General features: G+C 61.9%; 26 protein-coding genes and 1 pseudogene. 12 read left to right on the top strand and 15 right to left on the bottom strand.

Features of this window, described 5'->3' with window-relative positions; all coding sequences use genetic code 11:
• Nucleotides 1-75: 75 nt before the first annotated feature.
• The 10 genes and pseudogenes from ACQKIK_RS21355 to ACQKIK_RS21310 form a co-directional block, all read right to left on the bottom strand.
• Complete coding sequence (locus ACQKIK_RS21355; protein ID WP_499137377.1) at nucleotides 76-1473, bottom strand: ATP-binding protein; 1398 nt, start codon at nucleotides 1471-1473, stop codon at nucleotides 76-78.
• A pseudogene (locus ACQKIK_RS21350) lies at nucleotides 1470-2146 on the bottom strand (response regulator). The gene ACQKIK_RS21355 and the pseudogene ACQKIK_RS21350 overlap by 4 nt, the downstream one beginning before the upstream one ends.
• 69 nt (nucleotides 2147-2215) lie before the next feature.
• Entirely contained in the window at nucleotides 2216-2821 is a 606-nt protein-coding gene (locus tag ACQKIK_RS21345; protein ID WP_499137376.1) for a hypothetical protein, read from the bottom strand.
• A gap of 135 nt (nucleotides 2822-2956) precedes the next feature.
• Nucleotides 2957-3967, bottom strand: a complete 1011-nt coding sequence (locus ACQKIK_RS21340; protein WP_499137375.1) for an SDR family oxidoreductase — start codon at nucleotides 3965-3967, stop codon at nucleotides 2957-2959.
• A gap of 69 nt (nucleotides 3968-4036) precedes the next feature.
• The gene (locus ACQKIK_RS21335) at nucleotides 4037-4258 is read right to left on the bottom strand and encodes a hypothetical protein (protein ID WP_499137374.1); all 222 of its coding nucleotides are present in this window, start codon (nucleotides 4256-4258) and stop codon (nucleotides 4037-4039) included.
• A gap of 60 nt (nucleotides 4259-4318) precedes the next feature.
• Nucleotides 4319-4744: a curli-like amyloid fiber formation chaperone CsgH gene (csgH, locus tag ACQKIK_RS21330; protein ID WP_499137373.1), complete on the bottom strand. Its 426-nt coding sequence runs from the start codon at nucleotides 4742-4744 to the stop codon at nucleotides 4319-4321.
• Nucleotides 4745-4765: 21 nt separating this feature from the next.
• Nucleotides 4766-5695, bottom strand: a complete 930-nt coding sequence (locus tag ACQKIK_RS21325; RefSeq protein WP_499137372.1) for a hypothetical protein — start codon at nucleotides 5693-5695, stop codon at nucleotides 4766-4768.
• 31 nt (nucleotides 5696-5726) lie between these two features.
• Nucleotides 5727-6209 carry a curli production assembly protein CsgB gene (locus ACQKIK_RS21320; RefSeq protein WP_499137371.1) on the bottom strand — a complete coding sequence of 161 codons (483 nt, stop codon included), beginning with the start codon at nucleotides 6207-6209 and terminating at the stop codon, nucleotides 5727-5729.
• A 116-nt stretch (nucleotides 6210-6325) separates the two neighbouring features.
• Entirely contained in the window at nucleotides 6326-6736 is a 411-nt protein-coding gene (locus ACQKIK_RS21315; protein ID WP_045431266.1) for a CsgE family curli-type amyloid fiber assembly protein, read from the bottom strand.
• Nucleotides 6724-7308: a helix-turn-helix transcriptional regulator gene (locus ACQKIK_RS21310; protein ID WP_045432296.1), complete on the bottom strand. Its 585-nt coding sequence runs from the start codon at nucleotides 7306-7308 to the stop codon at nucleotides 6724-6726. Before ACQKIK_RS21310 ends, ACQKIK_RS21315 begins: the two co-directional genes overlap by 13 nt.
• Before the next feature lie 280 nt (nucleotides 7309-7588).
• Between ACQKIK_RS21310 and ACQKIK_RS21305 the strand changes: the two genes are divergently transcribed.
• Together ACQKIK_RS21305 and ACQKIK_RS21300 are read left to right on the top strand one after the other, a co-directional pair.
• Nucleotides 7589-9289 carry an OPT family oligopeptide transporter gene (locus ACQKIK_RS21305; RefSeq protein ID WP_499137370.1) on the top strand — a complete coding sequence of 567 codons (1701 nt, stop codon included), beginning with the start codon at nucleotides 7589-7591 and terminating at the stop codon, nucleotides 9287-9289.
• 208 nt (nucleotides 9290-9497) lie between these two features.
• Nucleotides 9498-9830: a hypothetical protein gene (locus ACQKIK_RS21300; RefSeq protein WP_052724748.1), complete on the top strand. Its 333-nt coding sequence runs from the start codon at nucleotides 9498-9500 to the stop codon at nucleotides 9828-9830.
• 500 nt (nucleotides 9831-10330) lie between these two features.
• Here the strand turns inward: ACQKIK_RS21300 and serA are convergent, their stop codons facing one another.
• Nucleotides 10331-11560, bottom strand: a complete 1230-nt coding sequence (gene serA, locus ACQKIK_RS21295) for a phosphoglycerate dehydrogenase (protein WP_499137369.1) — start codon at nucleotides 11558-11560, stop codon at nucleotides 10331-10333.
• 197 nt (nucleotides 11561-11757) lie between these two features.
• On the opposite strand from serA, the gene ACQKIK_RS21290 reads away from it, so the two are divergent.
• The 3 genes from ACQKIK_RS21290 (at nucleotide 11758) to ACQKIK_RS21280 (ending at nucleotide 14848) form a co-directional block, all read left to right on the top strand.
• On the top strand, nucleotides 11758-13152 hold the full coding sequence (locus tag ACQKIK_RS21290; protein WP_499137404.1) for a D-2-hydroxyglutarate dehydrogenase: 1395 nt from the start codon (nucleotides 11758-11760) through the stop codon (nucleotides 13150-13152).
• 17 nt (nucleotides 13153-13169) lie between these two features.
• Nucleotides 13170-13835 carry a fumarylacetoacetate hydrolase family protein gene (locus tag ACQKIK_RS21285; protein ID WP_499137368.1) on the top strand — a complete coding sequence of 222 codons (666 nt, stop codon included), beginning with the start codon at nucleotides 13170-13172 and terminating at the stop codon, nucleotides 13833-13835.
• A gap of 101 nt (nucleotides 13836-13936) precedes the next feature.
• On the top strand, nucleotides 13937-14848 hold the full coding sequence (locus ACQKIK_RS21280; RefSeq protein ID WP_499137367.1) for an SdiA-regulated domain-containing protein: 912 nt from the start codon (nucleotides 13937-13939) through the stop codon (nucleotides 14846-14848).
• Between the two features lie 122 nt (nucleotides 14849-14970).
• Here ACQKIK_RS21280 and rpiA read toward each other — a convergent pair whose 3' ends face one another.
• Nucleotides 14971-15642, bottom strand: coding sequence for a ribose-5-phosphate isomerase RpiA (gene rpiA, locus ACQKIK_RS21275; RefSeq protein ID WP_045431250.1), 672 nt, complete (start codon nucleotides 15640-15642; stop codon nucleotides 14971-14973).
• A 174-nt stretch (nucleotides 15643-15816) separates the two neighbouring features.
• Between rpiA and ilvA the strand changes: the two genes are divergently transcribed.
• A complete protein-coding gene (gene ilvA / locus ACQKIK_RS21270) occupies nucleotides 15817-17331 on the top strand; it encodes a threonine ammonia-lyase, biosynthetic (protein WP_045431247.1) in 1515 nt (504 codons plus the stop codon).
• A gap of 21 nt (nucleotides 17332-17352) precedes the next feature.
• On the top strand, nucleotides 17353-17793 hold the full coding sequence (locus ACQKIK_RS21265) for a DUF2269 family protein (protein ID WP_064481293.1): 441 nt from the start codon (nucleotides 17353-17355) through the stop codon (nucleotides 17791-17793).
• Nucleotides 17794-17807: 14 nt separating this feature from the next.
• On the opposite strand, the gene ACQKIK_RS21260 is transcribed toward ACQKIK_RS21265, so the two are convergent.
• Nucleotides 17808-18461, bottom strand: coding sequence for a histidinol-phosphatase (locus ACQKIK_RS21260; protein WP_499137366.1), 654 nt, complete (start codon nucleotides 18459-18461; stop codon nucleotides 17808-17810).
• Nucleotides 18462-18639: 178 nt separating this feature from the next.
• On the opposite strand from ACQKIK_RS21260, the gene ACQKIK_RS21255 reads away from it, so the two are divergent.
• Nucleotides 18640-19119, top strand: a complete 480-nt coding sequence (locus ACQKIK_RS21255) for an RNA pyrophosphohydrolase (RefSeq protein ID WP_045432287.1) — start codon at nucleotides 18640-18642, stop codon at nucleotides 19117-19119.
• Between the two features lie 19 nt (nucleotides 19120-19138).
• Nucleotides 19139-21412 carry a phosphoenolpyruvate--protein phosphotransferase gene (ptsP, locus tag ACQKIK_RS21250; protein WP_241529935.1) on the top strand — a complete coding sequence of 758 codons (2274 nt, stop codon included), beginning with the start codon at nucleotides 19139-19141 and terminating at the stop codon, nucleotides 21410-21412.
• Here the strand turns inward: ptsP and ACQKIK_RS21245 are convergent.
• The gene (locus tag ACQKIK_RS21245; protein ID WP_499137365.1) at nucleotides 21409-22188 is read right to left on the bottom strand and encodes an NRDE family protein; all 780 of its coding nucleotides are present in this window, start codon (nucleotides 22186-22188) and stop codon (nucleotides 21409-21411) included. The genes ptsP and ACQKIK_RS21245 overlap by 4 nt on opposite strands.
• 125 nt (nucleotides 22189-22313) lie before the next feature.
• On the opposite strand from ACQKIK_RS21245, the gene ACQKIK_RS21240 reads away from it, so the two are divergent.
• The 3 genes from ACQKIK_RS21240 (at nucleotide 22314) to ACQKIK_RS21230 (ending at nucleotide 24810) form a co-directional block, all read left to right on the top strand.
• Nucleotides 22314-23096, top strand: a complete 783-nt coding sequence (locus ACQKIK_RS21240; RefSeq protein ID WP_046163006.1) for a sulfite exporter TauE/SafE family protein — start codon at nucleotides 22314-22316, stop codon at nucleotides 23094-23096.
• 10 nt (nucleotides 23097-23106) lie between these two features.
• The gene (gene lgt, locus ACQKIK_RS21235; protein ID WP_127838251.1) at nucleotides 23107-23907 is read left to right on the top strand and encodes a prolipoprotein diacylglyceryl transferase; all 801 of its coding nucleotides are present in this window, start codon (nucleotides 23107-23109) and stop codon (nucleotides 23905-23907) included.
• A gap of 108 nt (nucleotides 23908-24015) precedes the next feature.
• Nucleotides 24016-24810, top strand: a complete 795-nt coding sequence (locus ACQKIK_RS21230; RefSeq protein ID WP_045431233.1) for a thymidylate synthase — start codon at nucleotides 24016-24018, stop codon at nucleotides 24808-24810.
• Nucleotides 24811-24848: 38 nt separating this feature from the next.
• Here ACQKIK_RS21230 and ACQKIK_RS21225 read toward each other — a convergent pair whose 3' ends face one another.
• Nucleotides 24849-25913 (bottom strand): transporter substrate-binding domain-containing protein, encoded by a 1065-nt coding sequence (locus ACQKIK_RS21225; RefSeq protein WP_499137364.1) that lies wholly within the window; start codon nucleotides 25911-25913, stop codon nucleotides 24849-24851.
• Nucleotides 25914-25968: the final 55 nt, after the last annotated feature.

Here is a 25968-nt window from a genome sequence, read left to right as displayed (position 1 = left end):
CGGTAAGTGGCGGGACTACGAACTGTAGCAGCCGCCACCCGGAACAGGCATCAATCAACAGATCCCTTCGTCGGCTCAGTCCACCGGCAGGCGCAACCGAAACGCAGCGCCGCCAAGCATGGAATCGTCGAGCCTGAGCTCGCCGCCGTAGCTGTCGATGATGTCCTTCACCACTGCCAGGCCGATGCCTTGGCCGGGGTGCTGGGCATCCAGCCGTTCACCACGACGCAGGATCCGGGCGCGCTGGTTAACCGGCACACCGGGCCCGTCATCTTCGATGCTCAGGGTTAGGTATTCGTCGCCCTGCTGCAGGCTGATGCGCACCTGATGGAGGCAGAGTCGGTAGGCGTTCTCCAGCAGGTTGCCGAGCAGTTCCATCAGCGCACCCTGCTCCAGCGGCAGGGTGGCCTTTGGCGGAACCTGCAGCTCGACCTGCACGCGCTTGTCCTGGTAAACCTTGTCCAGCGTGCTGCACAGGCGCAGCAGCAGCGGCTGCAGCGCTACCCGGTGGCGCACCAGGCCGCTCTGTCCAAGGCTTGCCCGCTGCAGCTGGTAGCCGATCTGCTGGCTCATGCGCTCGATCTGCGCGCGCATCACGCGGGACTGTTCGCGGTTGTCCGGCTGCGTACTGATCGCCTCGCCGACGCTCTGCAGCACCGTCAATGGCGTCTTAAGGCTGTGGGCCAGGTCGCCCAGCGAGTTGCGGTACTGCTCGCGCTGGCGTCGCTCGCCGTCGAGCAAGCGGTTCAGCGAGCGGGTCAGGCGCAACAGTTCGCGGGGGTGTCGATCACTGAGCCGATCCAGCCGCCCCGCCTCGACCTGGTCCAGCTCGAGACTTAGTCGTTTGAGCGAGCGAAAGCCCCAAGTCAGGCCCAGCCAAAGCAACGTGAGCAGCACCAGCAATCCGCCGCCGAGCCAGAGATACAGCTGTTGCCGGAATTCCTCGAACAGGCTGCGGTATTCACTGGTGGGTTGCATGGTGACGAAGCTGAACGCCTGACGCTGATCGGTATTCAGCCGCAGCTCCACGTCGTAGACGAAGTACTCGGCGCCATCGGCATCGCGGATCCGTTGGAATTCGGTGACATCGCCCTGCAGGCGCGGCTGATAGTCGATGGATTCGTCTTCGGCCGACCGTGATTGCCAGAGCCGTTTGCCTTGCGGGTCGTAGATGTAACCCAGCAGCTTCGCATCGGGCAGGTCGAATTCTTCATCGGGCAACCGCGCCGGCATCACCAATCGGCCCTGTTCGATGCGCGATGCGGTGATCAGTGTATTGGCATCGGCGGCCAGGCGTTCTTCGATGACCCGCTCGAAGGCGAGGCTGAACGCAGCCTGCAGCACCGGCAGCAGGGCAAGCATGAACAGAACGGCGAGGCAGGTGGCGCCCAGCATCAGGCGCAGGCGCAGCGACAGGGTGCCGTTGCGTGCGGCCCGAGCCAGCACGCGCCAGCGGCGCCAATTGAGGCTCATCGGCAGCGCTCGGTGAACAGATAACCCAGGCCGCGAACGGTATCGATGGGTTTAAGCCCGCCGTGGGCTTCCAGCTTGCGGCGCAGCCGGCCGACCAGCACCTCGATGACGTTGGCGTCGCGTTCGTTGTCGTCCGGCTAGAGCTGCTCCATCAGCCGTTCCTTGGCGACCACCTGCTGCTGGTGACGCATCAGGTATTCCAGAATGCGATATTCAAAGGCGGTCAGCGGCAGGGGCTCGTCACCCACCAGCGCCTGTTTGCGGTTGAGGTCAAGCTTGAGCGGGCCGGCTTCGATGCTCGCCTGGGTGAAGCCGGACGAGCGTCGCAGCAACGCGTTGAGCCGTGCCTCCAGCTCCTCGAACTGGAGGGTTTGACCACGTAGTCGTCGGCACCGGCAGCCAATCCTTCGACCTTGTCCTGCCAGTTACCGCGCGCCGTGAGGATGAGGATGGGAAAGCGCTCGCCATTGCTGCGCAGCTGGCGAATCAGATCCAGGCCGGAGATGCCCGGCAGGCCGAGATCGACCACGGCCAGGTCATGATTGAATTCGCGTGTCTGGTAAAGCGCCTCTTCGGCATTCGCCACCGCATCGACCACATGCCCGCTTTCGCTCAGGCGAGTCAGCAGGTGGTGGCGCAGCAGCGCCTCGTCTTCCACCACCAGCACTTTCATGTGCGGCTCCTGTCATGCAAACGGCCGGGACAATCCCGGCCGTGTTCCTGTTGATGCAGGCGTGTCTGCTTAGAACTTGTAGTTCACGCCCAGGTAGGCCTGCTTGCTGCTATGCAGGTCGATCGAACCGACCTTGCCGACGCCGCGCTCGGCCACTTCGGTGCCAGCGTTGCTGCGCAGATAACGGTAACCCGCTTCGACCGACGTGTTCTTGCCGACGTCTTGCAGCACACCAGCCTGCAGACCCACCAGATAACCGATGTCACTGTCGCGGCGGTAACCGCTGGACTCATTCTCGAGCTTGGTCAGACCGGCACTGGCGCCACCGAACAGGCGGGTGGTGTCGCCGACCGGGAGGAACATGTCGTAGCTGCCGAACAGGTTCTGCTGACGCAGCTTGAGCGAGCTACCGTAGTCGTCGGATACGTTTTCGTAGGTGGCATAGTAGCGTGCCTCGTCGGTCATCTGACCGGCGCGGATGCCCCAGGTGCCGCTGTTCTTGATGGTGTCATCGAAACGGTTCGCGCCCGGCATGTTCTGCTTCAGGGTGCTGGAACGGTCGATGTTGACGGTGCTTTTGCCCCAGGTGAGGCCAGCGAAGTTGTCGGCGGCTTGGGCGCCGAGGGTGAAGACGCTGAGAGTGGTGGCGATGGCCAGGGTGTGCAGCTTGTTCATGTGTCGCTCCTTTGCAGGCGTGGAAAATTTACGTCTCCATCCTGCCTGCGGAACGCTGAACAGCGCCTGAACCCTGGCTGAACCTGAGCTGAACGATCATGCAGCCAGCGCAGCCTGGGCTGCGCTGGTGGTCAGCTAGCGCCCGCGACGTCCCAGCAGGGCGACCAATGCTGCTGCCCCCACCGCCACGGCGGCCGTGGTCGCGACCGGATGCTGCGTGGCACGGGTGTATAGGCTGCGTGTCAGTACCATGCCCGGATAATCGCCACTGGCGCTGCCGTCACCCGCGCTGCCGACATCGCTGTCGTAGAGCGCGCCGCGTGGGTGTCGGTCTGGGCGGCCGCTCTTGATGGTGTCGTAGACAAAGGTGCGGTTGATCCAGTCGGCCAGGTGCGGCGCGTTCTGCGCGAGCCGCGAGAGCAACTTGGCATTGCCGATGTAAACGTCGCGCTGCGGGTGCTCGGCGGCATGCAGAATCGCCCGCGCGACCACTTCGGGGGCATAGACCGGCGGCGGAAACACCGGCGCGCTGGGCAGGTAATTCTTCGAGTGATCCATGAACTGCGTGTCGGTCGAGGAGGGGCGTACCAGGGTTACCGATACCGGCGTGTGCGACTTTTGCAGCTCGACGCGCAGCACGTCGGTCATCGCCTTGATCGCATGCTTGCTGGCGCTGTAGCTGCTGTGGAAGGGCAGGGCATTTGCCGATTCCACACTGCCGATGTTGATCAGAGCACCGCCTTTGTCGCGCAGATGCTTAACGGCGATGGACGAGCCGTAGTGAGTGCCCCAGAAGTTGGTCTGCATCACCTGATAATGGTCTTCGTCGCTGACCTCATCGAAGCGTCCCCATACCGAGCTGCCGGCATTGTTGATCCAGGTGTCAAAGCCACCGAAGCGGGCGACGGTCTCGCTGGCGACGCGTTCCAGCTGCGCGCGCTGGCCGACATCGGCCATGACGTGAAGGACCCGGTCACCCGCGTTCAGGTCACGCTCGATGTCGAGCAGGGCTTCTTCGTTACGCGCCACCAGCACCACGCGTGCGCCTCTTTCGATGGCGAGGCGGGCAGTCGCCAGGCCGATCCCGCTCGAAGCACCGGTGATAACGATGACCTGCTCATGCAAGGGTTTGAGAGAAATGCGCATCGGGATCTCCTCGGATAGCGGCGATGTGGATTGGCTCGGTAGAAGCCGTGGCCGCGCTTCCGGTTCCGGTCAGGCGATGGATGGCAACGATTGATCGATCCTGGGCAGGATGGTGCTGCTGGCGCTGCCGAGATACAGCGGCAGGTTCTGACCGAACACATCACCATCCTTCAGCAGCCAGGAAGCAAGCAAATCGCGCGCTGCATCAGCAGCGGCAGCATCTTGGTCGATGGCTTGCTGATCCTGCTTGAGGTGGCCATGGTGCGCGCGATATCGAACCTGACGTATCACTACGTCGAGCTGAAGGGGATCGAGGTGGGGTGCCGGCTTGCACGCAGTCAGCCAAGACCGCTATCGCCGGTTTGAATCAGCCTTGACGAATAGATGATCCGCTGCAGCAGGCGTGGAATCTGGCGCCGAGGGCGCCGAATCGGTGGGTTGGGTTGCTGGGTAGCTCTGGTGCAGAGGCGCTTGCTGCTGGCCGTCAACGGACCAGGTGACCGTCGCCTCGATCTGGCTGTCAGGTGCAATACCGAGTCGGTTGTTCAGCGGACACTGTGTTTCAGGCCCGCTGGTCAGCTCGCCCGATTGGCGGCTGCGGCTGGTACCGGCGTGGCCCTTGGAACGCACTTCCAGCTGGTAGCTAAGCCGGTGGGGTTCGGCACTGCTGAAGCACAACCGCAAATTCAACCGGTCGGCTTCGGGCAGCAGCTCCAGGCGAGCATCAACCGGACCGGCGGAGGCGAGCAGCATGGCGGCGAGGGTCGCGGTGAGCATAGGGGGTGGCCAAGGTCTGGATCACTGTTGGGTAACGGTGGCCATGTTGCCGGTCCCCGTCTGCGAAATCACCGCGTTCATGAGTTCGGCGTTCTGAGTGATCGAGGCCTGATTCGCCATTCCCACCTGGTTGATGCGGGCCTCGTTGTAGCCGGCTAGCTGGTTGATGGCGGCGATGTTGTCGTCGCCAGATTGCACCACGCTGGCTTGGTTGCCATCGAACCATTGCACCAACTCGACGCTGTTACCATTTCCAGTTGACGAGCCTCGGAATGCATTGCTGCGCCCGCTCTGCTCGACTGTCAGCAGGTTGTCGTCGCCTGCCTGATTGAACTCGACTTCACCAAACAGGTTGTACTGCGAGATCGTCGCGGTGTTCAGGTTGCCGTTCTGGGCCAGTTGAATATCGCTGCCATCGCCCTGCTCGATCGTCGCCAGGTTCTCATTGCCAACCTGGTATACCGCCAGCGTTGTGCCGTGGTAGATGCCGTATTGATCCATGGTGACTGAGTTGTTGTTACCGATCTGATACGCCTTAGCACCGGCGAAGCCCTGTTGGTTTGCAGCGATGCGGTTGTTGTCGCCGATACTGCTGAGCTGCAGGTCATTGGCATACCAGGTCTGCTCGACATCGGCGCGGTTGCCGGTGCCCTGCTGATAGACGCTCGCGGTGGAGAAGTGACTGTCTGGCCCCTGATAGACCGCAGCATTATTGCTGCTGCCGATTTGCACGAGGCTCGCCTGGTTCGACTCGGCGAATTCATTCTGAAAGATCGAACCGCTGTTCGCCGTACCGTTCTGGCGGATCGTGGCCTCGTTAAGCAGGCCGGTCTGGTCAACCGCGGCGTCGTTGTCATCGCCTGTCTGCACGAGTTTGGCGCTGTTGTCGGCATGGGCGCCAACGGCGACAGACAGCAAAGCGGCTGACGCGAGGAGATGCAGACTGCGCATAGGGTTACCTTTTTATTAGCGATGCTGGTGATTAGCGATGCTGGACGATCTGGACGCGTTGGCCGCTGCCGTATTGGGTGACACTGCTGCTCAAGCCGCTGCCGAGCTGTTCGATGCTGGCAACGTTGTTCGAACCAATCTGAGCGATCGCGGCCTCGTTGTCGCTGCCGATCTGGCTGATGTCGGCCAGGTTGCCCTGGCCAATCTGCAGAATGGTGGCGATCTGGTTCTCGCCTTGCTGGAGGATGAAGGCCTGCTGGTCGCTGCCCTGTTGCATGATGTTCGCCAGCTGAGCCGTGCCGGTCTGGCTTATGTCAGTCAGGTTATCGCTGCCTGTTTGCAGCACTCGCGCGACCTGCATGTCGGGCAATTGCAACGCCGCCGACTGGTTAGCGAGGCTCAATGAGCCTCCCGCAAGGTCTCCGTTGTCCATCAGATCGGCCGCATGAACCGCGTGACCGGTGAGCAGAAGGGCGGCGAACAAGCCGCGGCGGAATAGGGCTAGACAATCCATGCAGGCACCTCGGGATAGTGTTCGGATTCTTGACTGCAGGCGGGGCGCTGAACATCCATCGAATGGTGCAAAACAAGCGCTACGTGATGAACGGGGCGAATTAATCCTTTTGCGACTCACAGCTCGTCTCGGTCCATGTCGAAGGTGTCCTGGAGCAGGTTCTGCAGCTTGCTGCGATTGACCTCCTCCAAGATCAGCTGCGCGGCTTGGGTGGCGATGTCTTCGATCTCCGCTACGTTGGGCTGCAGAAAGCGCCGGTAGACCGTGCGCTGCCCATACTCCACCCAGACCAGGCTGCCCCAGCGCGCGGAAGGACGTTCACGTACCACCAGATCGCCTTCAAGCGCGCTAGCGTCCTGCAATTGAAAGCTCAGGTAGCGGTGGAAGTCGTGACCGAAGCGAGTGATGGTGTTGTCGATGATCAGCCCGCTCAGTTCCGCCTCGCCTTCCGCCTGGCCCAGCGCTGCCTGAGCCTGCAGCGGGCCGAGCAGACTCAGCAGCAACAGGCACAGCGTCAGGCGTGACACGACTCGGACCAATCCAGTCGGCCACGTAGCAGAAAGGCCGCCTCGGCCCGGTTGGAGGCACCAATCTTGCGCAACAGGTTGTGGATATGGCTCTTGATTGTGTGGGGGCTTAGGCACAGCTGTTCGGCAATTTCGGCGTTGGACAGGCCTTTGCCGGCGAGGCTGAGGATTTCCCGCTCACGCAGCGTCAGCGACGGTTTGCTGCCAGCGAGTTGGCGCATGCGTCGCCACTGGCTGAGCAGCCGCTCGGTCAAGACCCGCGGCAGCCAGTCGCCGCCTTCGAGCAATACTTGGATGCCGTCGAGCAGGTGCTCGCGAGTGGCATGGCTGTAAAACACGCCGCGAATGGCAGGGTGCTTGTCGACAAGTTGCTCGGCCTGTTCCGGGGCGATATTGACCAGCGCAACGGGTGTCTGCTCGTCGAGCTGATCGAGCAGTGTCGACAATTGCTCGGTCTGGCTGTTTCCCGAGTCGAGTAGGTAGAGATCGGTGCTGCCCGGCACGATCTTCTCGAGCCGCGCCAGGGCTACCTCTAGCTGAGCCTGCTCACCAAGAAAGTGCTTGAAAAACAGCCCGAGAAGCTCATTGCCGGTCAGCAGGGTGACGGTAGGCCGGTTACGTTCCAGGTGGGTGAAGTCCGCTTCGTCCATGTTCAATCCTTGGTTTGGAGTGCCGTTATGCTGCATAGAAAAGTTACTAAACGACCGGCCAGAAATGACGAAGTTCAGCGTTCACGTTGGGATTAGGTCGGCATCTGCGCGCTGAGGATGACATCCCGACGGACGGTTGAAGAAACGCTGTGGTGGACTTAATGGGCTAAGGTGAGTCAATCGCCCATTCGATGGAGCCTGCATGAGTGACCCCTCCCGCGAACTGACGTTGCGCGCGCTGTTGACCGGCCTGCTGCTGGGGGCCGTGCTGACGCCTTCGAATATCTACTCGGGCCTCAAGATCGGCTGGTCGTTCAACATGTCGATCATCGCGCTGCTGGTCGGTTTCGCCTTCTGGCAGAGCCTGGCGCGAGTGCTGAGAAGGCCCGCCTGGACGCTGCACGAAAGCAACATCAACCAGACCACTGCCTCATCAGCGGCTTCGATCATTTCCAGCGGTTTGGTCGCACCCATTCCTGCCTACACCTTGATCACCGGCCAGCAGTTCGACACCTTGCCGCTGGTAGCCTGGGTGTTCTCGGTCAGCTTTCTCGGCATCTGGGTCGCCTGGTACTTGCGGCCATCACTGATTATCGAAACGCAGCTGCGCTTTCCTGAAGGCATGGCGACCTTGGCCACCATGCAGCAGATCTACAGCCATGGCGCTGAGGCGGCGCGGCGCTTATGGGTACTGGGCTCGGCTGCGCTGCTGGCGGCGTTAGCCAAGCTGGTGGACGGTCTCTGGTGGAGCGTGCCGCGCTGGGCTCCCAGCGCGCAGCTGGAGCGCTTGACGTTCAGCCTCGAACCGTCGCTGTTGCTGCTGGGCTTCGGCGGAATCATCGGCGTACGGGTTGGGTTGTCGTTGCTGCTCGGCGCGTTGATTGCTTGGGGCGTGCTGGCACCCTGGTTGTTGACGGAAGGTCTGGTGACGATCCCTGCGGGCGCCAGCGGGCCGCAATTTGGAGTGCTGATCGAGTGGCTGCTGTGGCCAGGAGTCAGTCTGATGGTCTGCGCCACGCTGATTTCACTCAGCCTGCGTTTTTTGCGCGCCCGACGAGGCGCTGCAGCACAGCGCATGCGATTCGCTCGGCCCGCGCCACTGCCGGCGCTCGGGCTGGGCCTGGCGGCCATCTTGGTGATCGCCCTGCAGATGAGCCTGTTTGATATCCATCCACTCATGGCCGCGCTGTCGATCCCGCTGGCGCTGGTGCTGGCCATGGTTGCGGCACGTGTCGTCGGCGCCACCGGGATACCGCCGATTGGTGCGATCGGGCAGCTGTCGCAGCTGAGTTTCGCTGCCATTGCGCCTGGTCAGGTGGCGATCAACCTGATGAGTGCCAACACTGCAGGCGGTGCTGCGGGTCAATGCACCGATCTGCTCAACGACTTCAAGGTCGGTCATGCAATTGGCGCGACCCCCTCGCGCCAGGTGGTCGCACAGTGCCTGGGTATTCTGGTCGGCAGCCTGGTAGGAGTACTCGTCTATCAACTGCTGATTCCTGATCCTCAGGCCATGCTGATCACCCCCGAGTGGCCAGCGCCTGCCGTGGCGACCTGGAAAGCCGTGGCGCAGGCGCTGACCGCCGGGCTCGGCTCGATCAGCCTGGACATCCGCTGGGCGATGTTGATCGGAGCACTGGTCGGCGTTGTGCTCGGCCTGCTCGAAGGCTCGGCGCCGGTCTGGCGGTTGCGCTGGTTACCCAGTTCCGCGGCGCTGGGGCTGGCATTCATCATTCCTGCCTCGATCTCCCTGATGATGGCGTTCGGCGCCCTGTTGGCCTGGGTGTTCGCGGCCCGCTGGGGCAGCCTGGCCGAACGTTTTGTGATCGTTGCCGCCGCCGGGTTAGTGGCCGGTGAAAGCATGGCTGGTATCGGGATTTCGTTGTGGCAGTTGTTGCGCTGAGTTTTGGTCAGGTGTTCTCAACGCAAAATGGCGTGTGGACATCCGATGAGCGGTCTGCCGCCAGCATGGCGACCAGTGGTGACAGGGCTACAACGCCCGCCTCGTCTGGGCTTCAGCGTTTTTGAAAGATCCTGTCACGCGCCGGGGTGAAATTTATTTTCGTGGACAGTGCCGGAGTATGTGAACCCCTTGAAACTGGAGAGCAATCATGCAAACGACCAAGCTCGCCGCGCTGACTCTAGCCGGCCTTATGTCTACCGCTGTATTTGCCGCAGGCACAACGGACAACGAAGCCATTCATGACAAGGGCCGTTACGACGCGGATAGCAGCTCAATGAAGAGCGGCACTCACGACGGCAAAATGGGCGGCGCCCATGACGACACCATGATGGACGGCAAAACTACCGACGACACCGACCGCGAAGGCCTGACAACCGGTATGGGCACCACCGTTGACGGTGAGCCGGCAGGTCCGGGAACTGAAACAGGTACCAGTGTCGGCAACACGACCGCCACGGGAAGCAGTGCTACTGGCAACTGATATGCCTTCGCCGCTAGATGAAAAGCCCCGGCTTCGGACGGGGCTTTTTCTTGCGCAGCCGTTGGGCTCCCGCTGCCGCAGCTGATTGCGCCGGGCACCCCATGGCTTCTAATCGGGAGACGCTCATGGCTATACGCGTTTCGTTATTCGTTTCAACATTGATGGCTGCTTCGCTGGCAATCGCCGCCGGCACTGGTCCGACGCACCCTGAGGAAGCCCGAGAACATCCACTGGACACGCGCGAGCCGCGGCAGGATGTCATCGAGAGCGGAGATGACAGCCAAGGCCAGCCGAGGCCCCCAACGCTGGAAGCACCGCCTGAGGTGCCACCCGTTACGCCTGTTGAACGCCCATCATCGCCGGATCGGCCGGGCACACGTTCGGGCGGAAGCGGCGATTCAGCCTCAGCCAACTGATCAATCGTGCGAAACCGTGGCAGCCATGCGGCAAAACGAAAACGGGAGGCCTAAGCCTCCCGTTCGATACTGCCAGTGCAGCGCTTAGAACAACACGCGGCTGCGGATGGTGCCGTTGACCTGCAGCAGCTTTTCCAGCGCCAGGTCGGAATAGTCCTTATCTACATCGATGACGACGTAGCCAACCTTCTCGTTGGTCTGTAGGAACTGGCCGCAGATGTTGATGCCGTTGTCGGCGAACACCTTGTTGATCTCGCTCATCACGCCTGGGATGTTCTGGTGGATGTGTAGCAGACGGTGCTTGCCGGGGTGCGATGGCAAGGCGACTTCCGGGAAATTGACGGACGATACCGAGGTGCCGTTGTCGCTGTACTTGACCAGCTTTTCTGCCACTTCCAGACCGATGTTGGCCTGTGCTTCGGCGGTCGAACCGCCGATGTGTGGGGTCAGGATCACGCGATCCAGGCCACGCAGCGGGCTTTCGAACTCTTCATCGTTGGATTTGGGCTCGACCGGGAACACGTCGATGGCGGCGCCGATGAGGTGCTCGTCCTTGATCGCAGCGGCGAGGTGATCCAGCTCGACCACGGTGCCGCGCGCAGCGTTGATCAGGATGCTGCCCGGCTTCATTGCGCGGATTTCTTTCTCGCCGATCATCCACTGGGTGGATGGCAGCTCGGGGACGTGCAGGGAGACGATGTCGCACATGCCCAACAGCTCATACAGTGAGCCGATCTGAGTGGCGTTGCCCAGCGGCAGCTTGGTCACCACGTCGTAGAAGCAGACCTGCATGCCCAGGCTCTCGGCGAGTACCGACAGCTGGGTGCCGATGGAGCCATAACCGATGATGCCGAGCTTCTTGCCGCGTATCTCGAACGAGTTGGCCGCCGATTTGATCCAGCCGCCGCGATGGCACGAAGCGTTCTTCTCAGGGATGCCGCGCAGCAACAGGATGGCTTCGGCAAGCACCAGCTCGGCTACCGAGCGAGTGTTGGAGTAGGGGGCATTGAAGACGGCGATGCCGCGCTCGCGGGCGGCATTGAGATCGACCTGGTTGGTGCCGATGCAGAAACAGCCGACGGCGATCAGTTTTTTTGCTGCTTCGAATACGTCCTCGGTGAGCTGAGTGCGCGAACGAATCCCGATGAAATGGACGTCAGCGATCTTCTCTTTCAGCTCCGACTCGGTCAGCGCGGTCTTGAGATACTCGATGTTGGAGTAGCCGGCGGCCTTGAGGGTGTCGACAGCGTTCTGGTGCACGCCTTCGAGAAGAAGGAACTTGATCTTGCTCTTGTCGAGAGAGGTCTGGCTCATCTGCATTTAAACCTTAAGGCCGAAGGGTAGGACGAAGTGTCCAGCGAAGGCTGGCCGACCCGGTATCAGCGGTGTCGGGAGTCTGCCGAGGCACGTTTCAAAAGGGTGCGTATGCTAGCATACGCACCCCTCGAAACACCCATGTCCTGAGCTGAAGCGTACTCAGGGTGACCATGAATCGAATGAGAGTTCCCATGATGACCGACCCCGCCCTGATCGACGAGCTGAAGACCCTGGTCGAGCCTGGCAAGGTGCTGACCGATGCCGATTCGCTGAACACCTATGGCAAGGACTGGACCAAGCAGTACGCCCCGGCACCCTCGGCCATCGTGTTCCCGAAGACCATCGAGCAGGTGCAGGCTATCGTGCGCTGGGCCAACGAGCGAAAGATCGCTCTGGTGCCCTCGGGCGGCCGCACCGGCCTTTCCGCTGCCGCGGTGGCGGCCAATGGCGAGGTGGTGGTGTCGTTCGATTATATGAACCAGATTCTCGAATTCAACGAGATGGACCGCACCGCGGTCTGCCAGCCTGGCGTGGTCACCGCACAGCTGCAGCAGTTCGCCGAAGACAAGGGCCTGTACTACCCGGTGGACTTCGCCTCCGCAGGCTCCAGCCAGATCGGCGGCAACATCGGCACCAACGCCGGCGGGATCAAGGTGATTCGCTATGGCATGACCCGTAACTGGGTGGCGGGGCTTAAGGTCGTCACTGGCAAGGGCGATCTGCTCGAGCTGAACAGGGACCTGATCAAGAACGCCACCGGCTATGACCTGCGCCAGCTCTTCATCGGCGCCGAGGGCACTCTGGGCTTCGTCGTCGAGGCGACCATGCGCCTGGAACGCCAGCCAACCAATCTAACTGCGCTGGTGCTGGGCACGCCGGACTTCGACTCGATCATGCCGGTGCTGCACGCCTTTCAGGACAAGCTGGACCTGACCGCCTTCGAGTTCTTCTCCGACAAGGCACTGGCCAAGGTGCTCGGTCGCGGCGACGTGCCGGCACCGTTCGAAACCAGCTGCCCGTTCTACGCGCTGCTGGAATTCGAAGCCACGACCGATGAGCGCGCCGATCAGGCGCTGGCGACTTTCGAGCATTGCGTTGAGCAGGGCTGGGTACTCGATGGCGTGATGAGCCAGAGCGAGCAGCAACTGCAGAACCTGTGGAAGCTGCGCGAGTACATCTCCGAGACCATCAGCCACTGGACGCCGTACAAGAACGACATCTCCGTCACCATCGCCAAGGTGCCGGCCTTCCTCAAGGAAATCGACGCCATCGTCGGTGAGCACTACCCGGATTTCGAAATCGTCTGGTTCGGCCACATCGGCGACGGCAACCTGCACCTGAACATCCTCAAGCCCGATGCGATGGACCAGGACGAGTTCTTCGGCAAGTGCGCGACGGTGAACAAGTGGGTGTTCGAAACCGTGCAGAAGTACAACGGTTCGATCTCCGCCGAACATGGCGTCGGCATGACCAAGCGTGACTACCTCGAGTACAGCCGTTCGCCGGTGGAAATCGAGTACATGAAGGCAGTCAAGGCAGTCTTCGATCCGAACGGCATCATGAATCCGGGCAAGATCTTCGCTGTTTGAGCAGACAGGAACTCTCCATGACCTACAAGCACCAGTACACCGACGGCACCACGATCCACTACCCGCTGGGCAAAGTCGTCTGCATCGGCCGTAACTACGCCGAGCACGCCAAAGAGCTGAACAACCCGGTGCCGACCGAGCCTCTGCTGTTCATCAAGGCCGGCAGCTGCACCGTGCCGCTGGACAGCGGCTTCAGTATTCCCTCTGACCGTGGTGCCGTGCACTACGAGGCGGAAATCGCCGTGCTGATCGGCAAGCCGTTGTCGCGCAAGCCGAACGAAGAAGAGGTTCGCGACGCGATCTCCGGGTTCGCCCCAGCCCTCGACCTGACCCTGCGCGACGTGCAGGCCAAACTGAAGGAAAAGGGCCATCCATGGGAAATCGCTAAAAGCTTTGACGGTGCCTGCGTGCTGGCTCCATTCGTGCCGGGCGATGCAGTGGAGGATCTGACCGACATCGGCGTGCGCCTGAGCATTAACGGTGAGGTGCGTCAGGACGGCAACAGCAACCAGATGCTCAATGCCATCCTGCCGCTGCTGCAGCACATCGCCGGGCACTTCAGCCTGCAACCGGGCGACGTGGTGCTGACTGGCACGCCGGTGGGTGTAGGCCCCCTCCATCAGGGTGACGAGCTGATACTGGAGCTGGTCGGGTTGTCTCGCTTCGAAAGTCGCGTGCTTTAACCCAGTATGGGCCGGGTACGTCTGACGTATCCGGCCTGCAGCGCTATATCCTCCCTGTGAAGGTCATGCTGTAATCGCACGCTCTACTTGGGTTTGCTTTCATGCCTGACGCCGCCGTCCGACCATCCCGCATCCGCCTGTTTCTGTACGTTTCCCTAATCCTAACCATCGCAATGGCCGTGCTGGTCGGCTGGATGCTGCATTGGGACGACCAGCTGAAACTCTACTGGCAGGAGCAATACGTCGATTCTCAAGAGCGCGCGGCGAGCATCTGGTTGCCAGATTATGAGCTGGCGCTGGAGACCACATTGTTTGGCCTGGAAGAAGACGAAACCTCTGGGCTGACCTGGAATGCAGCGACCGGGACGCTGTTTACTGTCACCGGCCAAAACCCGCAGCTCGTGGAGTTTTCCCCTGGCGGCGTCGTGCTGCGGCGCATCACCCTGACCGGATTCTCTGATCCTGAAGCGGTCGAAGCGCTGGACGACGGGCGACTCGCTATCGTCGACGAGCGGCGTCGGCTGGTTGCAGTGTTTCGGCTGGCGCCAGGGGTGGAAAGTCTCGATCTTGATGATCTCGCAACCTATGACCTGGGTTTCGACAGTGCAGGTAATAAAGGCTTTGAAGGGCTGGCCTGGAATCCACGCACCAAACGCATGCTGTTGGCCAAGGAGCGCGATCCGCAGGGATTGTTCGAACTGCCTTTTCCCGGAGAGGACGGCGCTGCCGGCATCCTCGAGGCCTGGCCCGAGCAGCCGCTGCTGGTGCGTGATATCTCATCGGTGACTATCGACCCGCGCACCGGCCACACCCTGATGCTGTCCGATGAATCGCGCCTGCTGGTTGAATTTGACCTACGAGGCCGACCGCGCAGCTTCATCAGCCTGCTCGGCGGCCTCAATGGCTTAGTGGAGGGAATAGACCAGGCCGAGGGCGTCGCCATGGACGGGCAGGGGAATATCTATGTCGTCGCGGAGCCGAACCGCTTCTATGTTTTCAGTCGTAGGCGCTGACCTTCGATTTGGATCGCCCTGATCGCTGTCACTTAACGTGAACAGCGACGAAGGCTTGCAGTACTTCATATGGTTGGAGGTCGGTGCGTGGACCGAGCGCGCCGGTGCCAACAACCAAATAGTCAACGCTTGAGGGTCTGAACGCCGTCTTTGGTGCCCAGCAGCAGGATGTCGGCCGGGCGTGCTGCGAACAGCCCATTGGTGACCACGCCGACGATGTTGTTGATCTGCGCTTCCACATCCGGGGCGAAGCCGATCATGAGGTTGTGCACGTCCAGAATGACGTTGCCATTGTCGGTCACCACGCCCTCACGGTAGACCGGATCTCCACCCAGCCTGACCAATTCACGCGCCACGTGGCTGCGGGCCATCGGTATCACTTCGACCGGCAGGGGAAACTCGCCGAGGCGTTCGACCAGCTTGCTGCCGTCAGCAATGCAGATGAAGGTTCGCGCCACTGCGGCGACGATCTTTTCGCGGGTCAATGCCGCGCCGCCGCCTTTGATCAGCTCCAGATGACTGTTGGTCTCGTCGGCACCGTCGACGTAGAACTCCAGGTCCGATACCGAGTTCAGGTCGTAAACCGGGATGCCGTGGCCTTTCAGGCGCTCGGCGGTTGCGTCGGAACTGGCTACCGCGCCGTCGAAGAAGCCTTTGTGCTTGGCCAGCAGATCGATGAAGAAATTGGCGGTGGAACCGGTGCCAACGCCGACGATGCTGCGGTCGGTGAGCTGCGGCGCGATGAGGTCGACAGCGGCCTGGGCGACAGCCTGCTTGAGTTGATCCTGAGTCATGGCGTAAAGGTCCGGGCGGTGAGTGAATCGAAGAGCAAGAGTATAGCGGGGGCTCATCGGCGGGTCTTGCCTGCTAAGGCTGTACTGCTGTTTTGCGCGCCGATTGACGGTGGTCGCAGGGTTTTTCGCAGAGTAGACTCGTCTGCCCCGCAAGGCCCGCCAAGATAGCTCACGATGCTCGAACAGTACGTCAAGAAGATCCTCACCTCGCGCGTCTATGACGTTGCGGTGGAAACCCCGTTGCAGCCTGCCCGCCAGCTTTCCGAGCGGCTGGGTAACCAGATTCTGCTCAAGCGCGAGGATCTGCAGCCGGTGTTCTCGTTCAAGATTCGCGGTGCCTATAACAAGCTGGCGCAGCTGTCACCTGAGGAGCTGGCGCGCGGCGTTGTCACCGCATCGGCCGGCAACCATGCCCAGGGCCTAGCCTTGGCGGCCCGCGAGCTGGGCATCAAGGCGACCATCGTCATGCCGCGCACCACGCCGGAACTGAAGGTGCAGGGCGTGCGAGCTCGCGGCGGCAAGGTGGTGCTACACGGGGACGCCTTTCCCGAGGCGCTGGCCTACTCGCTGCGGCTGGTCGAGGAAAAGGGCTACGTCTATATCCACCCCTACGACGATCCTCACGTCATTGCCGGGCAGGGCACCGTGGCGATGGAAATTCTTCGCCAGCATCAGGGCCAGCTGGACGCGATCTTCGTGCCAGTGGGAGGCGGCGGGCTGATCGCGGGCGTGGCCGCGTACATCAAATATCTGCGTCCCGAGATCAAGGTCATCGGTGTGGAGCCGGACGATTCCAACTGCCTGCAGCAGGCGATGGCGGCCGGCGAGCGCGTGGTGCTGCCGCAGGTGGGCTTGTTCGCCGATGGGGTGGCAGTGGCGCAGATCGGTCAGTACACCTTCGATATCTGCCGGCACCATGTCGATGAAGTGATCACGGTCAGTACCGACGAGATCTGTGCGGCCATCAAGGACATCTACGACGACACCCGCTCGATCACCGAGCCGGCCGGTGCCCTGGCGGTGGCCGGGATCAAGCGCTACGTCGAGCGCGACGGGGTCGAGAACCAGGTACTGGTGGGCATCGATTCAGGGGCTAACGTCAATTTCGACCGCCTGCGCCACGTCGCCGAGCGGGCCGAGCTGGGTGAGAAGCGCGAAGCGATCATCGCCGTGACCATCCCCGAGGAGCCGGGCAGCTTCAAGGCGTTCTGCGAGGCCATCGGCAAGCGTCAGATCACCGAGTTCAACTACCGCTACCACCAGGACCGCGAAGCGCACATCTTCGTCGGCGTGCAGACGCATCCGGAAAACGATCCGCGTGCGGCGCTGGTAGAAGGGTTGCGGGCCAAGGGGTTCCCGGTACTCGATCTCACCGACAATGAGCTGGCCAAGCTGCACACGCGTCATATGGTTGGTGGACATGCGTCCGGCGTGAGCGACGAGCTGGTCTATCGCTTCGAATTCCCGGAGCGTCCGGGCGCGCTGTTCAACTTTCTCAACAACCTCGGCGGGCGCTGGAATATTTCGATGTTCCACTACCGCAACCATGGCGCTGCCGACGGTCGAGTGGTGGCCGGCTTGCAAGTACCCGCCGAGGACCGTCATCTGTTGCCCGCTGCTCTGGACAAGATCGGCTACCGCTACTGGGACGAGACAGACAACCCGGCCTACCAACTGTTTCTCGGCTGACCAGCCGTACCGCGAGGATTGATGGAACACTATCAACTGCTGAACATTACCCATGCCGCGCTGGCAATCCTGCTCACGCTCGGGCTGATCGCCCACATTGTCATGCTCTGGAAAGCCTCGCGGCGGGGGGATTCCACCGTGTTGCAGAAAAAACTGCGGCGGACCCGGCTGATGTCGCTGCCGTTGCTCGCCGTGCTTGGATTGCTGCTGCCAGTGACAGGCTGGTGGCTGGCCCATCTCGCAGGCTTTCCGCTCGGCCAGCTGTGGCTGCTGGTCAGTTCGGTGTTGTTCCTGATCCTCGTACCGCTCACCTTGTTGCTCGGTGGCCGGTTGCGCGCCTGGCAAGCGTTGGGCGATACCCCAGCGCCCGCGCGCCTGCCACGTTTTGCGCTGGTTTACGCTGGGCTGATCTTGCTGATTCTGATCGCCATCATGGGGTTGATGGGCGCCAAGCCGGTCTAGTCTACGGCCGCCACTCAGCGCAGGCTGATGATGCTCCAGCCGCGCTGCTGAGCGATATCGTGAAGGGTGGGGTCGGGGTCGACGGCGACAGGATGGCTGACCCGCTCTAGCAATGGCAGGTCGTTGCGCGAGTCGCTGTAGAAATAGCTGTCATCCAGGCTCTGGTCATTTTCCATCAGCCAGCGTTCGATTCGTGTCACCTTGCCTTCCTGAAAGCACGGCACATCGGTCAGCCGACCGGTGTATCGCCCCTCCTGCATCTCGCATTCGGTGGCCAGCAGGGTATCGACGCCCAGCCGTTTGGCGATGGGCCCGGTAATGAAGCGGTTGGTTGCGGTGATGATCACCACCCGGTCACCGGCGTCATGATGCTGGCGGACCAGTGCCTCGCCTTTCGCCAGCACGATGGGTTCGATGTGGTCGCGCATGAACTCGGCATGCCATTGCTGAAGCTGCGCCATCTCGCTGCGCCCAAGCAGCTCCTGGCAGAAGTTTTGATACTCCAGCACATCCAGCGTGCCGGCCAGGTAGTCCTGATAAAAGGCATCGTTGCGGTCGCGATAGGCCTCGGCGTCGACCAGTCCGCGCTGGCAGAGAAATTCGCCCCAGGCGTGGTCGCTATCGCCGGCCAGGAGGGTATTGTCGAGATCGAATAGAGCCAGGCGCACGCTGCGTTCCTCGGGCGATGAAGGGAGGCGAAGCATAGCGGGATCGCTCGATAGATGGCAGATGCCAAGCACTTCGATGGAGCGCCGCTTCCGGTTGATCAATGGCTCCCATGCGCGCTTTCTGCTTTTCACGTTTTTGTGGAACAATGCCGCGACATGCGTTTGCGAGGTTGTTGCCGTGATCGACTCCGATGGTTTTCGCCCCAATGTCGGCATCATCCTGACCAATGATGTCGGGCAGGTGTTGTGGGCTCGGCGGATTAATCAGGATGCCTGGCAATTTCCGCAAGGCGGAATCAATCCACGCGAGACGCCGGAAGAGGCCCTCTACCGCGAACTCAACGAAGAAGTCGGCTTGGAGCAGCAGGATGTGAAAATCCTTGCTTGCACCCGCGGCTGGTTGCGCTATCGCTTGCCGCAGCGCCTGGTGCGTACTCACAGCCAGCCGCTGTGCATCGGGCAGAAACAGAAGTGGTTTCTGCTGCGCCTCACCGGCGCCGAAGACCGGGTGCGCATGGATCTGACTGGAAAGCCAGAATTCGACGGTTGGCGCTGGGTCAGTTACTGGTACCCGCTGGGCCAGGTGGTCACCTTCAAGCGCGAGGTTTACCGTCGCGCCTTAAAAGAACTCGCCCCGCGCCTTCTGGCGCGGGATTGACGGGAGAAAGCCCCTGAGCATGCTCGGCACGCTTCGCAAGATCGTCCAGGAAGTCAATGCCGCCAAGGACCTCACGGCGGCGTTGGGCATCATCGTGCTGAGAGTTCGGGAGGCCATGGCCAGCCAGGTCTGCTCGGTCTACCTGCTCGATCCGGAATCCGGACGCTTCGTGCTCATGGCCACTGAAGGCCTGAACAAGAAAGCCATCGGCAAGGTCAGCATGGCGCCCAACGAGGGTCTGGTCGGTCTGGTTGGCACCCGCGAGGAGCCGCTGAACCTGGAGCATGCCTCCGAGCACCCGCGCTATCGCTACTTTGCCGAGACCGGTGAAGAGCGCTACGCCTCTTTTCTCGGCGCACCGATCATCCACCACCGGCGGGTGATGGGCGTACTGGTCATCCAGCAGAAAGAGCAGCGGCTGTTCGACGAAGGCGAGGAAGCCTTCCTGGTTACGATGAGCGCGCAGCTCGCCGGGGTTATCGCCCACGCAGAAGCGACCGGTTCGATCCGCGGCCTCGGCCGTCAGGGTAAGGGTATTCAGGAAACCCGTTTCATCGGTATTCCGGGTGCGCCCGGGGCGGCGGTGGGTACGGCAGTCGTCGTGCTGCCTCCTGCTGATCTGGACGTGGTGCCCGACAAGGCTATCGATAACATTCCAGCCGAGCTCGAGCTGTTCGAAGCTGCGCTCGCGGCTGTACGTGCCGACATGCGTGCCTTGTCCGACAAGCTTGCTACGCAGATGCGCAAGGAAGAGCGCGCACTGTTCGACGTCTATCTGATGATGCTCGATGACTCTGCCCTAGGTGGCGAGGTGTCCAAGGTCATTCGCACCGGCCAGTGGGCGCAAGGCGCGTTACGCCAAGTCGTTGCCGATCATGTGGGTCGCTTCGAGATGATGGACGACGCCTACCTGCGTGAGCGCGCCTCCGACGTCAAGGACATCGGCCGGCGCCTGCTCGGCTATCTGCAGCAGGCCCGGCAGCAGACGCTGACCTACCCGGACAACACCATCCTTGTCAGTGAAGAACTGTCTCCGGCGATGCTCGGCGAAGTGCCTGAAGGCAAGCTGATGGGCATGGTGTCGGTGCTCGGATCGAGCAACTCGCATGTGGCGATTCTGGCCCGGGCCATGGGCATTCCGACGGTGATGGGCGCGGTCGACCTGCCGTACTCGAAGGTCGACGGCATCGAGCTGATCATCGACGGCACCCGTGGCGAGATCATCACCAATCCTGCCAAGGTGCTGCGCGAGCAGTATCTGGTTCTGGCCGAGCAGGAACGGCAGCTGTCCGAAGGGCTCGACGTACTGCGCGAGTTGCCGTGCGAGACCACCGACGGTTTGCGTATTCCGCTGTGGGTGAACACTGGCCTGCTCGCCGATGTGGTGCGCGCGCAGGAGCGCGGCGCCGAAGGCGTCGGCCTGTATCGCACCGAAGTGCCCTTTATGATCAAGGAGCGCTTCCCCAGCGAGAAGGAGCAGATGGCGATCTATCGCGAGCAGCTCCAGGCCTTCCACCCGCTGCCGGTGACCATGCGCAGTCTCGATATCGGCGGTGATAAGAGCCTGCCGTATTTCCCGATCAAGGAAGAAAATCCGTTCCTCGGCTGGCGCGGCATCCGCGTCACCTTGGATCACCCCGAGATCTTCCTGCTGCAGACCCGCGCCATGCTCAAGGCCAGCGCCGGGCTGAACAACCTGCGAATTCTGCTGCCGATGATTTCCGGCACGCGCGAGCTGGAAGAGGCGCTGCACCTGATCCACCGCGCCTGGGGCGAGGTGCGTGACGAAGGCACCGACGTCGAAATGCCGCCGGTGGGGGTGATGATCGAAGTGCCGGCTGCGGTCTATCTGACCCGCGAACTGGCGCGTCAGGTGGACTTCCTCTCGGTGGGGTCCAATGACCTGACGCAATACCTGCTGGCGGTCGATCGCAACAACCCGCGTGTGGCCGATCTCTATGATTACCTGCATCCGGCAGTGCTCGAGGCCTTGCAGCGCGTCGTCCGTGAAGCCCACGGCGAAGGCAAGCCGGTCAGCATCTGCGGTGAGATGGCCGGTGACCCCGGTGCGGCTATCCTGCTGCTGGCGATGGGGTTCGACAGCCTGTCGATGAACGCCACCAACCTGCCGAAGGTGAAGTGGATGCTGCGTCAGATCAGCTCGGTCACGGCGCGCGAGCTGCTGGCCAAGGTCATGGTCATGGACAGCCCTCAGGTGATCCATGCCACCGTGCAGTTGACCCTGCGCAACCTGGGGCTGGATCGCATGCTCAACCCGTCGGCGGCGCTCTAGATCGGATCCGAGCGGCTTACCTGGCTGGATGAAGGTACGTCGATGCGGCGTTGATCCAACACCCCGGCCGGTCCGAAGCGGCGCTCGGTGATATGTGCGGAGCCGTCCGCGCGGCGGATCAGTACTGTGCTGGCGCGGGTGCCGTAGTCAGCGCTTGATATGAATACGCTGGACAGCTTCTTCTCCCATTCGTAGGGCACGCCGGTGCTTGGCATCTCGCCGTCTGCGGCGGGTTGGGGGTCGCTTAACACCTGCAACAGGGTGTCCACCTCCGGTGCATCGGTACAAGCCTGCAACGCGGCGCGGGCGCGAACGAGCTTCGGCCAGGGTGTATCCAGCGCTGCATTCGACAAGCCGTAGACACCGGCCGGCAACCGTTCCGGTGTGGCGGACTTTGAATTCAGGTACCACAACTCACGCGCATCTCCGACCAGCAGGTTGAAACCCGAGTAGTGCTCTAGGTGGCCAGTCAATTCGCTCAGGTAGGCCTGGGGCGACAGATCACTGCGCAGATAGCGCTCCGGCAGTTCGCCTCGTGAGCGCGCGCCGGCTGGGGTACCCGGTGCGCGGATGTTGGTCAGTGCCGCGAAGCGTCCCGCTGCGCTGATTCCCATCCAGGTCCCGCCCGCGAGGAGGTCGCGCCCAGCTACGATTTCTGGCGCGTCGTCCCAGTGGCCCAGCGGCAGGCTGGGACGCGCATGAAATTCGTCACGGTTGGCCGCGACGATGAGCGGCAATGCGTGGCTCGGGCGCCAGGCGAATACGATTAGGCACATGGTCAGGCTCAGCTGGGTGCGAGAGGCGAAAGCTTGAAGCCAAGCCGCCCGGCTCGGCAACCCGCTTTCAGCTTCCGGGCAGTTTTTCCGCTAACATGCTGCTTTGTTTTGGTCAGGATGGCCCGATGGAGTTCGCGCTTTACCTGCTGCTCGGCGGGTTTGCTGGTTTGCTGGCCGGGCTGTTCGGTGTAGGCGGTGGGATGATCATCGTCCCGGTGCTTGTTTTCAGCTTCACTCTCCAGGGTTTCGATCCGTTGGTGCTGACCCATCTGGCCGTCGGCACGTCGCTGGCGAGCATCGTTTTTACTTCGCTGAACTCGATCAGAGCTCATCATCTCAAAGGTGCAGTGCTCTGGCCCGTGGTGCTATGGATGACCCTCGGCATTCTGTTTGGCGCTGCCTTGGGCAGTCTCACGGCGGCTGCGATTCAAGGACCGCTACTGCAGAAAATCATCGGGGTCTTCGCCATCGCTGTGTCCGTTCAGATGGCGTTTTCGCTTCAGCCTAAGGCCAGCCGAGGCGTGCCCGGTAAGCCGGCGCTCACGCTGGTTGGTGTCGTGGTTGGCTGGGCGTCGGCGATCTTCGGAATCGGTGGAGGTTCTTTAACGGTGCCCTTTCTCAGCTGGCGCAGCGTGCCCATCCAAAAGGCGGTGGCGACGTCCGCCGCATGCGGCCTGCCGATTGCCATCGTCGGTGCGTTGAGTTTCGCAGTGGTCGGCTGGCAGGACCCGCATCTCCCGGCTTGGAGCTTTGGATTTGTTTATTTTCCAGCGGTGCTGGGCATCGCGATCACCAGTATGTTTTTTGCCCGTATCGGGGCGCAACTGGCCCATCGGCTGTCGGCACTGATGCTGCGGCGCCTGTTTGCGCTGTTGTTGCTGGGCGTTGGTATCAATTTCTTGATTTGAGGAAACCCGGATGCTGCCTTATCCGCAGATAGACCCTGTGGCCGTTTCGCTAGGCCCGCTGCAAATCCACTGGTACGGCCTGATGTACCTGATCGGCATAGGCGGGGCCTGGCTGCTGGCGTCCCGTCGCCTGCACCGCTTCGATCCCAGCTGGGACAAGGACAAACTCTCTGACCTGGTGTTCTGGGTGGCGATGGGCGTGATCGTTGGCGGGCGGCTGGGTTATGTGCTGTTCTACGACCTGGCGTCCTATATCAACGATCCAACGCTTATCTTCCAGGTCTGGAAGGGAGGTATGTCGTTTCACGGGGGCTTGCTTGGCGTGCTGCTGTGCACCTGGATTTTCGCCCGGCGCAACGGCAAGAAGTTCTTCGAGCTGATGGACTTCATCGCGCCTTTCGTGCCGATCGGGCTGGGGGCTGGGCGCATCGGCAACTTCATCAATGCTGAACTGTGGGGCAAGGCGACCGATGTGCCCTGGGCCATGGTCTTTCCCACCGACCCGCAGCAGCTGGCGCGGCATCCCTCGCAGCTCTATCAGTTCGCCCTGGAAGGCGTGGCGTTGTTCGTCATTCTCTGGATCTACTCGAGCAAGCCCCGGCCGACCATGGCAGTCTCCGGCTTGTTTGCCGTCTGCTATGGCATCTTCCGTTTCATCGTTGAATTTGTGCGCGTACCCGATGCCCAGCTCGGCTACTTGGCGTTCGGTTGGCTGACCATGGGGCAGGTCCTGTGCGTGCCGATGATCCTGATCGGCCTCGGCATGATTGCCTGGGGCTACCGTCACGAGCCGGCCAAGGCATCAGCCTGAGTTGCAAGGCCCGGCTTGTCGCATAAGCGCGACAAGCCGCGCGCCAAACTTTTACTATCTGCAGGATCTCTTCTCCACGGCGCCACGGCGCCCGCTTCGAGCCCATCGATGAAACAGTATCTCGACCTGATGCGCCATGTGCGCGAGCACGGCACCTTCAAGAGCGATCGCACTGGCACCGGCACCTACAGCGTGTTCGGCCACCAGATGCGCTTCGACCTGAGCGAAGGCTTTCCGCTGGTGACCACCAAGAAATGCCACCTCAAATCCATCATTCACGAGCTGCTGTGGTTCCTGCAGGGTGACACTAACATCAAGTACCTGCAGGAAAACGGGGTGCGTATCTGGGATGAGTGGGCCGACGAGAACGGCGAGCTCGGCCCGGTCTACGGTTACCAATGGCGCAGCTGGCCGGCCCCCAACGGCGGGTCGGTCGACCAGATCAGCAAGCTGGTGGAGATGATCAAGAAGAACCCGGATTCGCGACGCCTGATCGTTTCAGCCTGGAACCCTGCGCTGGTCGACGAGATGGCTCTGCCACCGTGCCACGCGTTGTTCCAGTTCTATGTTGCGAACGGCAAGCTCAGCTGCCAGCTGTACCAGCGTTCAGCCGACATCTTCCTCGGTGTGCCCTTCAACATCGCCAGCTATGCGCTGCTGACGCTGATGGTGGCTCAGGTCTGCGACCTGCAGCCGGGGGAGTTCATCTGGAGCGGTGGGGATTGCCACCTCTATGCAAACCACCTGGAACAGGCCGACCTGCAGCTGACCCGCGAACCGCTACCGCTGCCGACGATGAAGCTCAATCCCGACGTGAAGGACCTGTTCGCCTTCCGCTTCGAGGATTTCGAGCTGGTGGGGTACGAGGCCCATCCGCACATCAAGGCGCCTGTCGCCGTCTGAGTGTCTCGCCGCTCTCGGCATGTGAGGGGCGCTATGGATTACTGCTCGCCGAGATAGCGCGTCTGCACGTCTTGCCAGCGCGTACTGTTGGTGATGTCCAGAATCGCTTGGCTCAGCGGCTCCCGGTAGGGGCTACCAGCGGGCACTGCAAAGGCGTAGGACTGTTGTTCGAAGGTGCCGGGCAGCAGCCGTAAGCCTTTGCCCAGCAACTCGGTGTTGCGGAACTGCAGGATGGGTTGGTCATACACCACCGCCTCCGCTTCTCCGTCGAGCACGGCTTTAATGGCGTGGCTCACATCAGGGAACGCCGTGGCGCGGATGCGGTGCTCTTGCAGGTAGCCTGCGCTTACGGTGCCGTCCACTGTCGCAACGTGTGCGCTGCGCAGATCGTCCGGACCTTGCAGGCCGCTCTGCAGGCTGCCGACCGTCAAGGTGCTGGTCACGGCTGCCGTGAAGGTCGACACCATGATCAATGCCGCGAACATCCAGACGATCGCAATCAGCCGCCCGCCGAGAGTCACGGGTGCCTTGTCGCCGTAGCCGACCGTGGTCATGGTGACCGCCGCCCACCAGAAGCTGTTACCGAGTCCTTCCACCGAGCTGCCGCCGAACTGCTCGCGGTTGCGCTGGCGCTCGAACAGCCAGAGCAGCGCGCCGACCAGCAGCAGCAGCGCGCCCAGGCCCAGCACCAGGCTTGCGAATTGCCAGGAGAACAGCGCGCGGACGGCGCCCCAGCCGTCACCCTGTTGCTCCTGGGGAACGCCAATTGCCAGTCCGGTGCGATAGAACGGGTGCGTGAAGTCCACCAGTGCCTCGCGCTTGGCAGTCATGGTCAGGGCACCGACCACCACATCCAGTCGATCGTCCTGCAGGCCCGGTAGCAGTTGGTCGAACGGCAAAGGTCGCAGCTCGTAGCGATAACCTTCCTGCTCTGCGATCGCCTCCCACAAGTCAATGCTGATACCGCTCCAGCTGCCATCGGCCTCCTGGATGACGAAGGGTGGGACCTCCGTGATGCCTACACGCAGCACGTCGCCTTGTGATTGGGCGGCGGCCTGCTGGCTCAATAAGGCGAACAGCAAAGCGATCAGAAACCTCGGCACAGGTCTTTCCTCGTTGTCGTAATGCGCCAAGGGTAGCAAAGCTGAACGGTGGGAC

Origin of the sequence: Pseudomonas sp. NPDC047961, from assembly GCF_050272435.1 — a bacterium.
GTDB lineage: Bacteria > Pseudomonadota > Gammaproteobacteria > Pseudomonadales > Pseudomonadaceae > Stutzerimonas.
Note: the sequence above shows the minus strand (reverse complement) of the source record. Positions and strands in the feature narration are given on the sequence as shown.

Bases quoted from the DNA above. Each gene is read 5' to 3' on its own strand.
- ACQKIK_RS21305 (WP_499137370.1), top strand. From the start codon at position 7,589: ATGAGTGACCCCTCCCGCGAACTGACGTTGCGCGCGCTGTTGACCGGC.
- ACQKIK_RS21230 (WP_045431233.1), top strand. From the start codon at position 24,016: ATGAAACAGTATCTCGACCTGATGCGCCATGTGCGCGAGCACGGCACC.
- ACQKIK_RS21290 (WP_499137404.1), top strand. From the start codon at position 11,758: ATGACCGACCCCGCCCTGATCGACGAGCTGAAGACCCTGGTCGAGCCT.
- ACQKIK_RS21355 (WP_499137377.1), bottom strand. From the start codon at position 1,473: ATGAGCCTCAATTGGCGCCGCTGGCGCGTGCTGGCTCGGGCCGCACGC.
- csgH (WP_499137373.1), bottom strand. From the start codon at position 4,744: ATGCTCACCGCGACCCTCGCCGCCATGCTGCTCGCCTCCGCCGGTCCG.
- ACQKIK_RS21265 (WP_064481293.1), top strand. From the start codon at position 17,353: ATGGAACACTATCAACTGCTGAACATTACCCATGCCGCGCTGGCAATC.
- ACQKIK_RS21320 (WP_499137371.1), bottom strand. From the start codon at position 6,209: ATGGATTGTCTAGCCCTATTCCGCCGCGGCTTGTTCGCCGCCCTTCTG.
- ACQKIK_RS21345 (WP_499137376.1), bottom strand. From the start codon at position 2,821: ATGAACAAGCTGCACACCCTGGCCATCGCCACCACTCTCAGCGTCTTC.
- ptsP (WP_241529935.1), top strand. From the start codon at position 19,139: ATGCTCGGCACGCTTCGCAAGATCGTCCAGGAAGTCAATGCCGCCAAG.
- lgt (WP_127838251.1), top strand. From the start codon at position 23,107: ATGCTGCCTTATCCGCAGATAGACCCTGTGGCCGTTTCGCTAGGCCCG.
- ACQKIK_RS21300 (WP_052724748.1), top strand. From the start codon at position 9,498: ATGCAAACGACCAAGCTCGCCGCGCTGACTCTAGCCGGCCTTATGTCT.
- ACQKIK_RS21325 (WP_499137372.1), bottom strand. From the start codon at position 5,695: ATGCGCAGTCTGCATCTCCTCGCGTCAGCCGCTTTGCTGTCTGTCGCC.
- ACQKIK_RS21240 (WP_046163006.1), top strand. From the start codon at position 22,314: ATGGAGTTCGCGCTTTACCTGCTGCTCGGCGGGTTTGCTGGTTTGCTG.
- ACQKIK_RS21285 (WP_499137368.1), top strand. From the start codon at position 13,170: ATGACCTACAAGCACCAGTACACCGACGGCACCACGATCCACTACCCG.
- ilvA (WP_045431247.1), top strand. From the start codon at position 15,817: ATGCTCGAACAGTACGTCAAGAAGATCCTCACCTCGCGCGTCTATGAC.
- serA (WP_499137369.1), bottom strand. From the start codon at position 11,560: ATGAGCCAGACCTCTCTCGACAAGAGCAAGATCAAGTTCCTTCTTCTC.
- ACQKIK_RS21245 (WP_499137365.1), bottom strand. From the start codon at position 22,188: ATGTGCCTAATCGTATTCGCCTGGCGCCCGAGCCACGCATTGCCGCTC.
- ACQKIK_RS21340 (WP_499137375.1), bottom strand. From the start codon at position 3,967: ATGCGCATTTCTCTCAAACCCTTGCATGAGCAGGTCATCGTTATCACC.
- ACQKIK_RS21280 (WP_499137367.1), top strand. From the start codon at position 13,937: ATGCCTGACGCCGCCGTCCGACCATCCCGCATCCGCCTGTTTCTGTAC.
- rpiA (WP_045431250.1), bottom strand. From the start codon at position 15,642: ATGACTCAGGATCAACTCAAGCAGGCTGTCGCCCAGGCCGCTGTCGAC.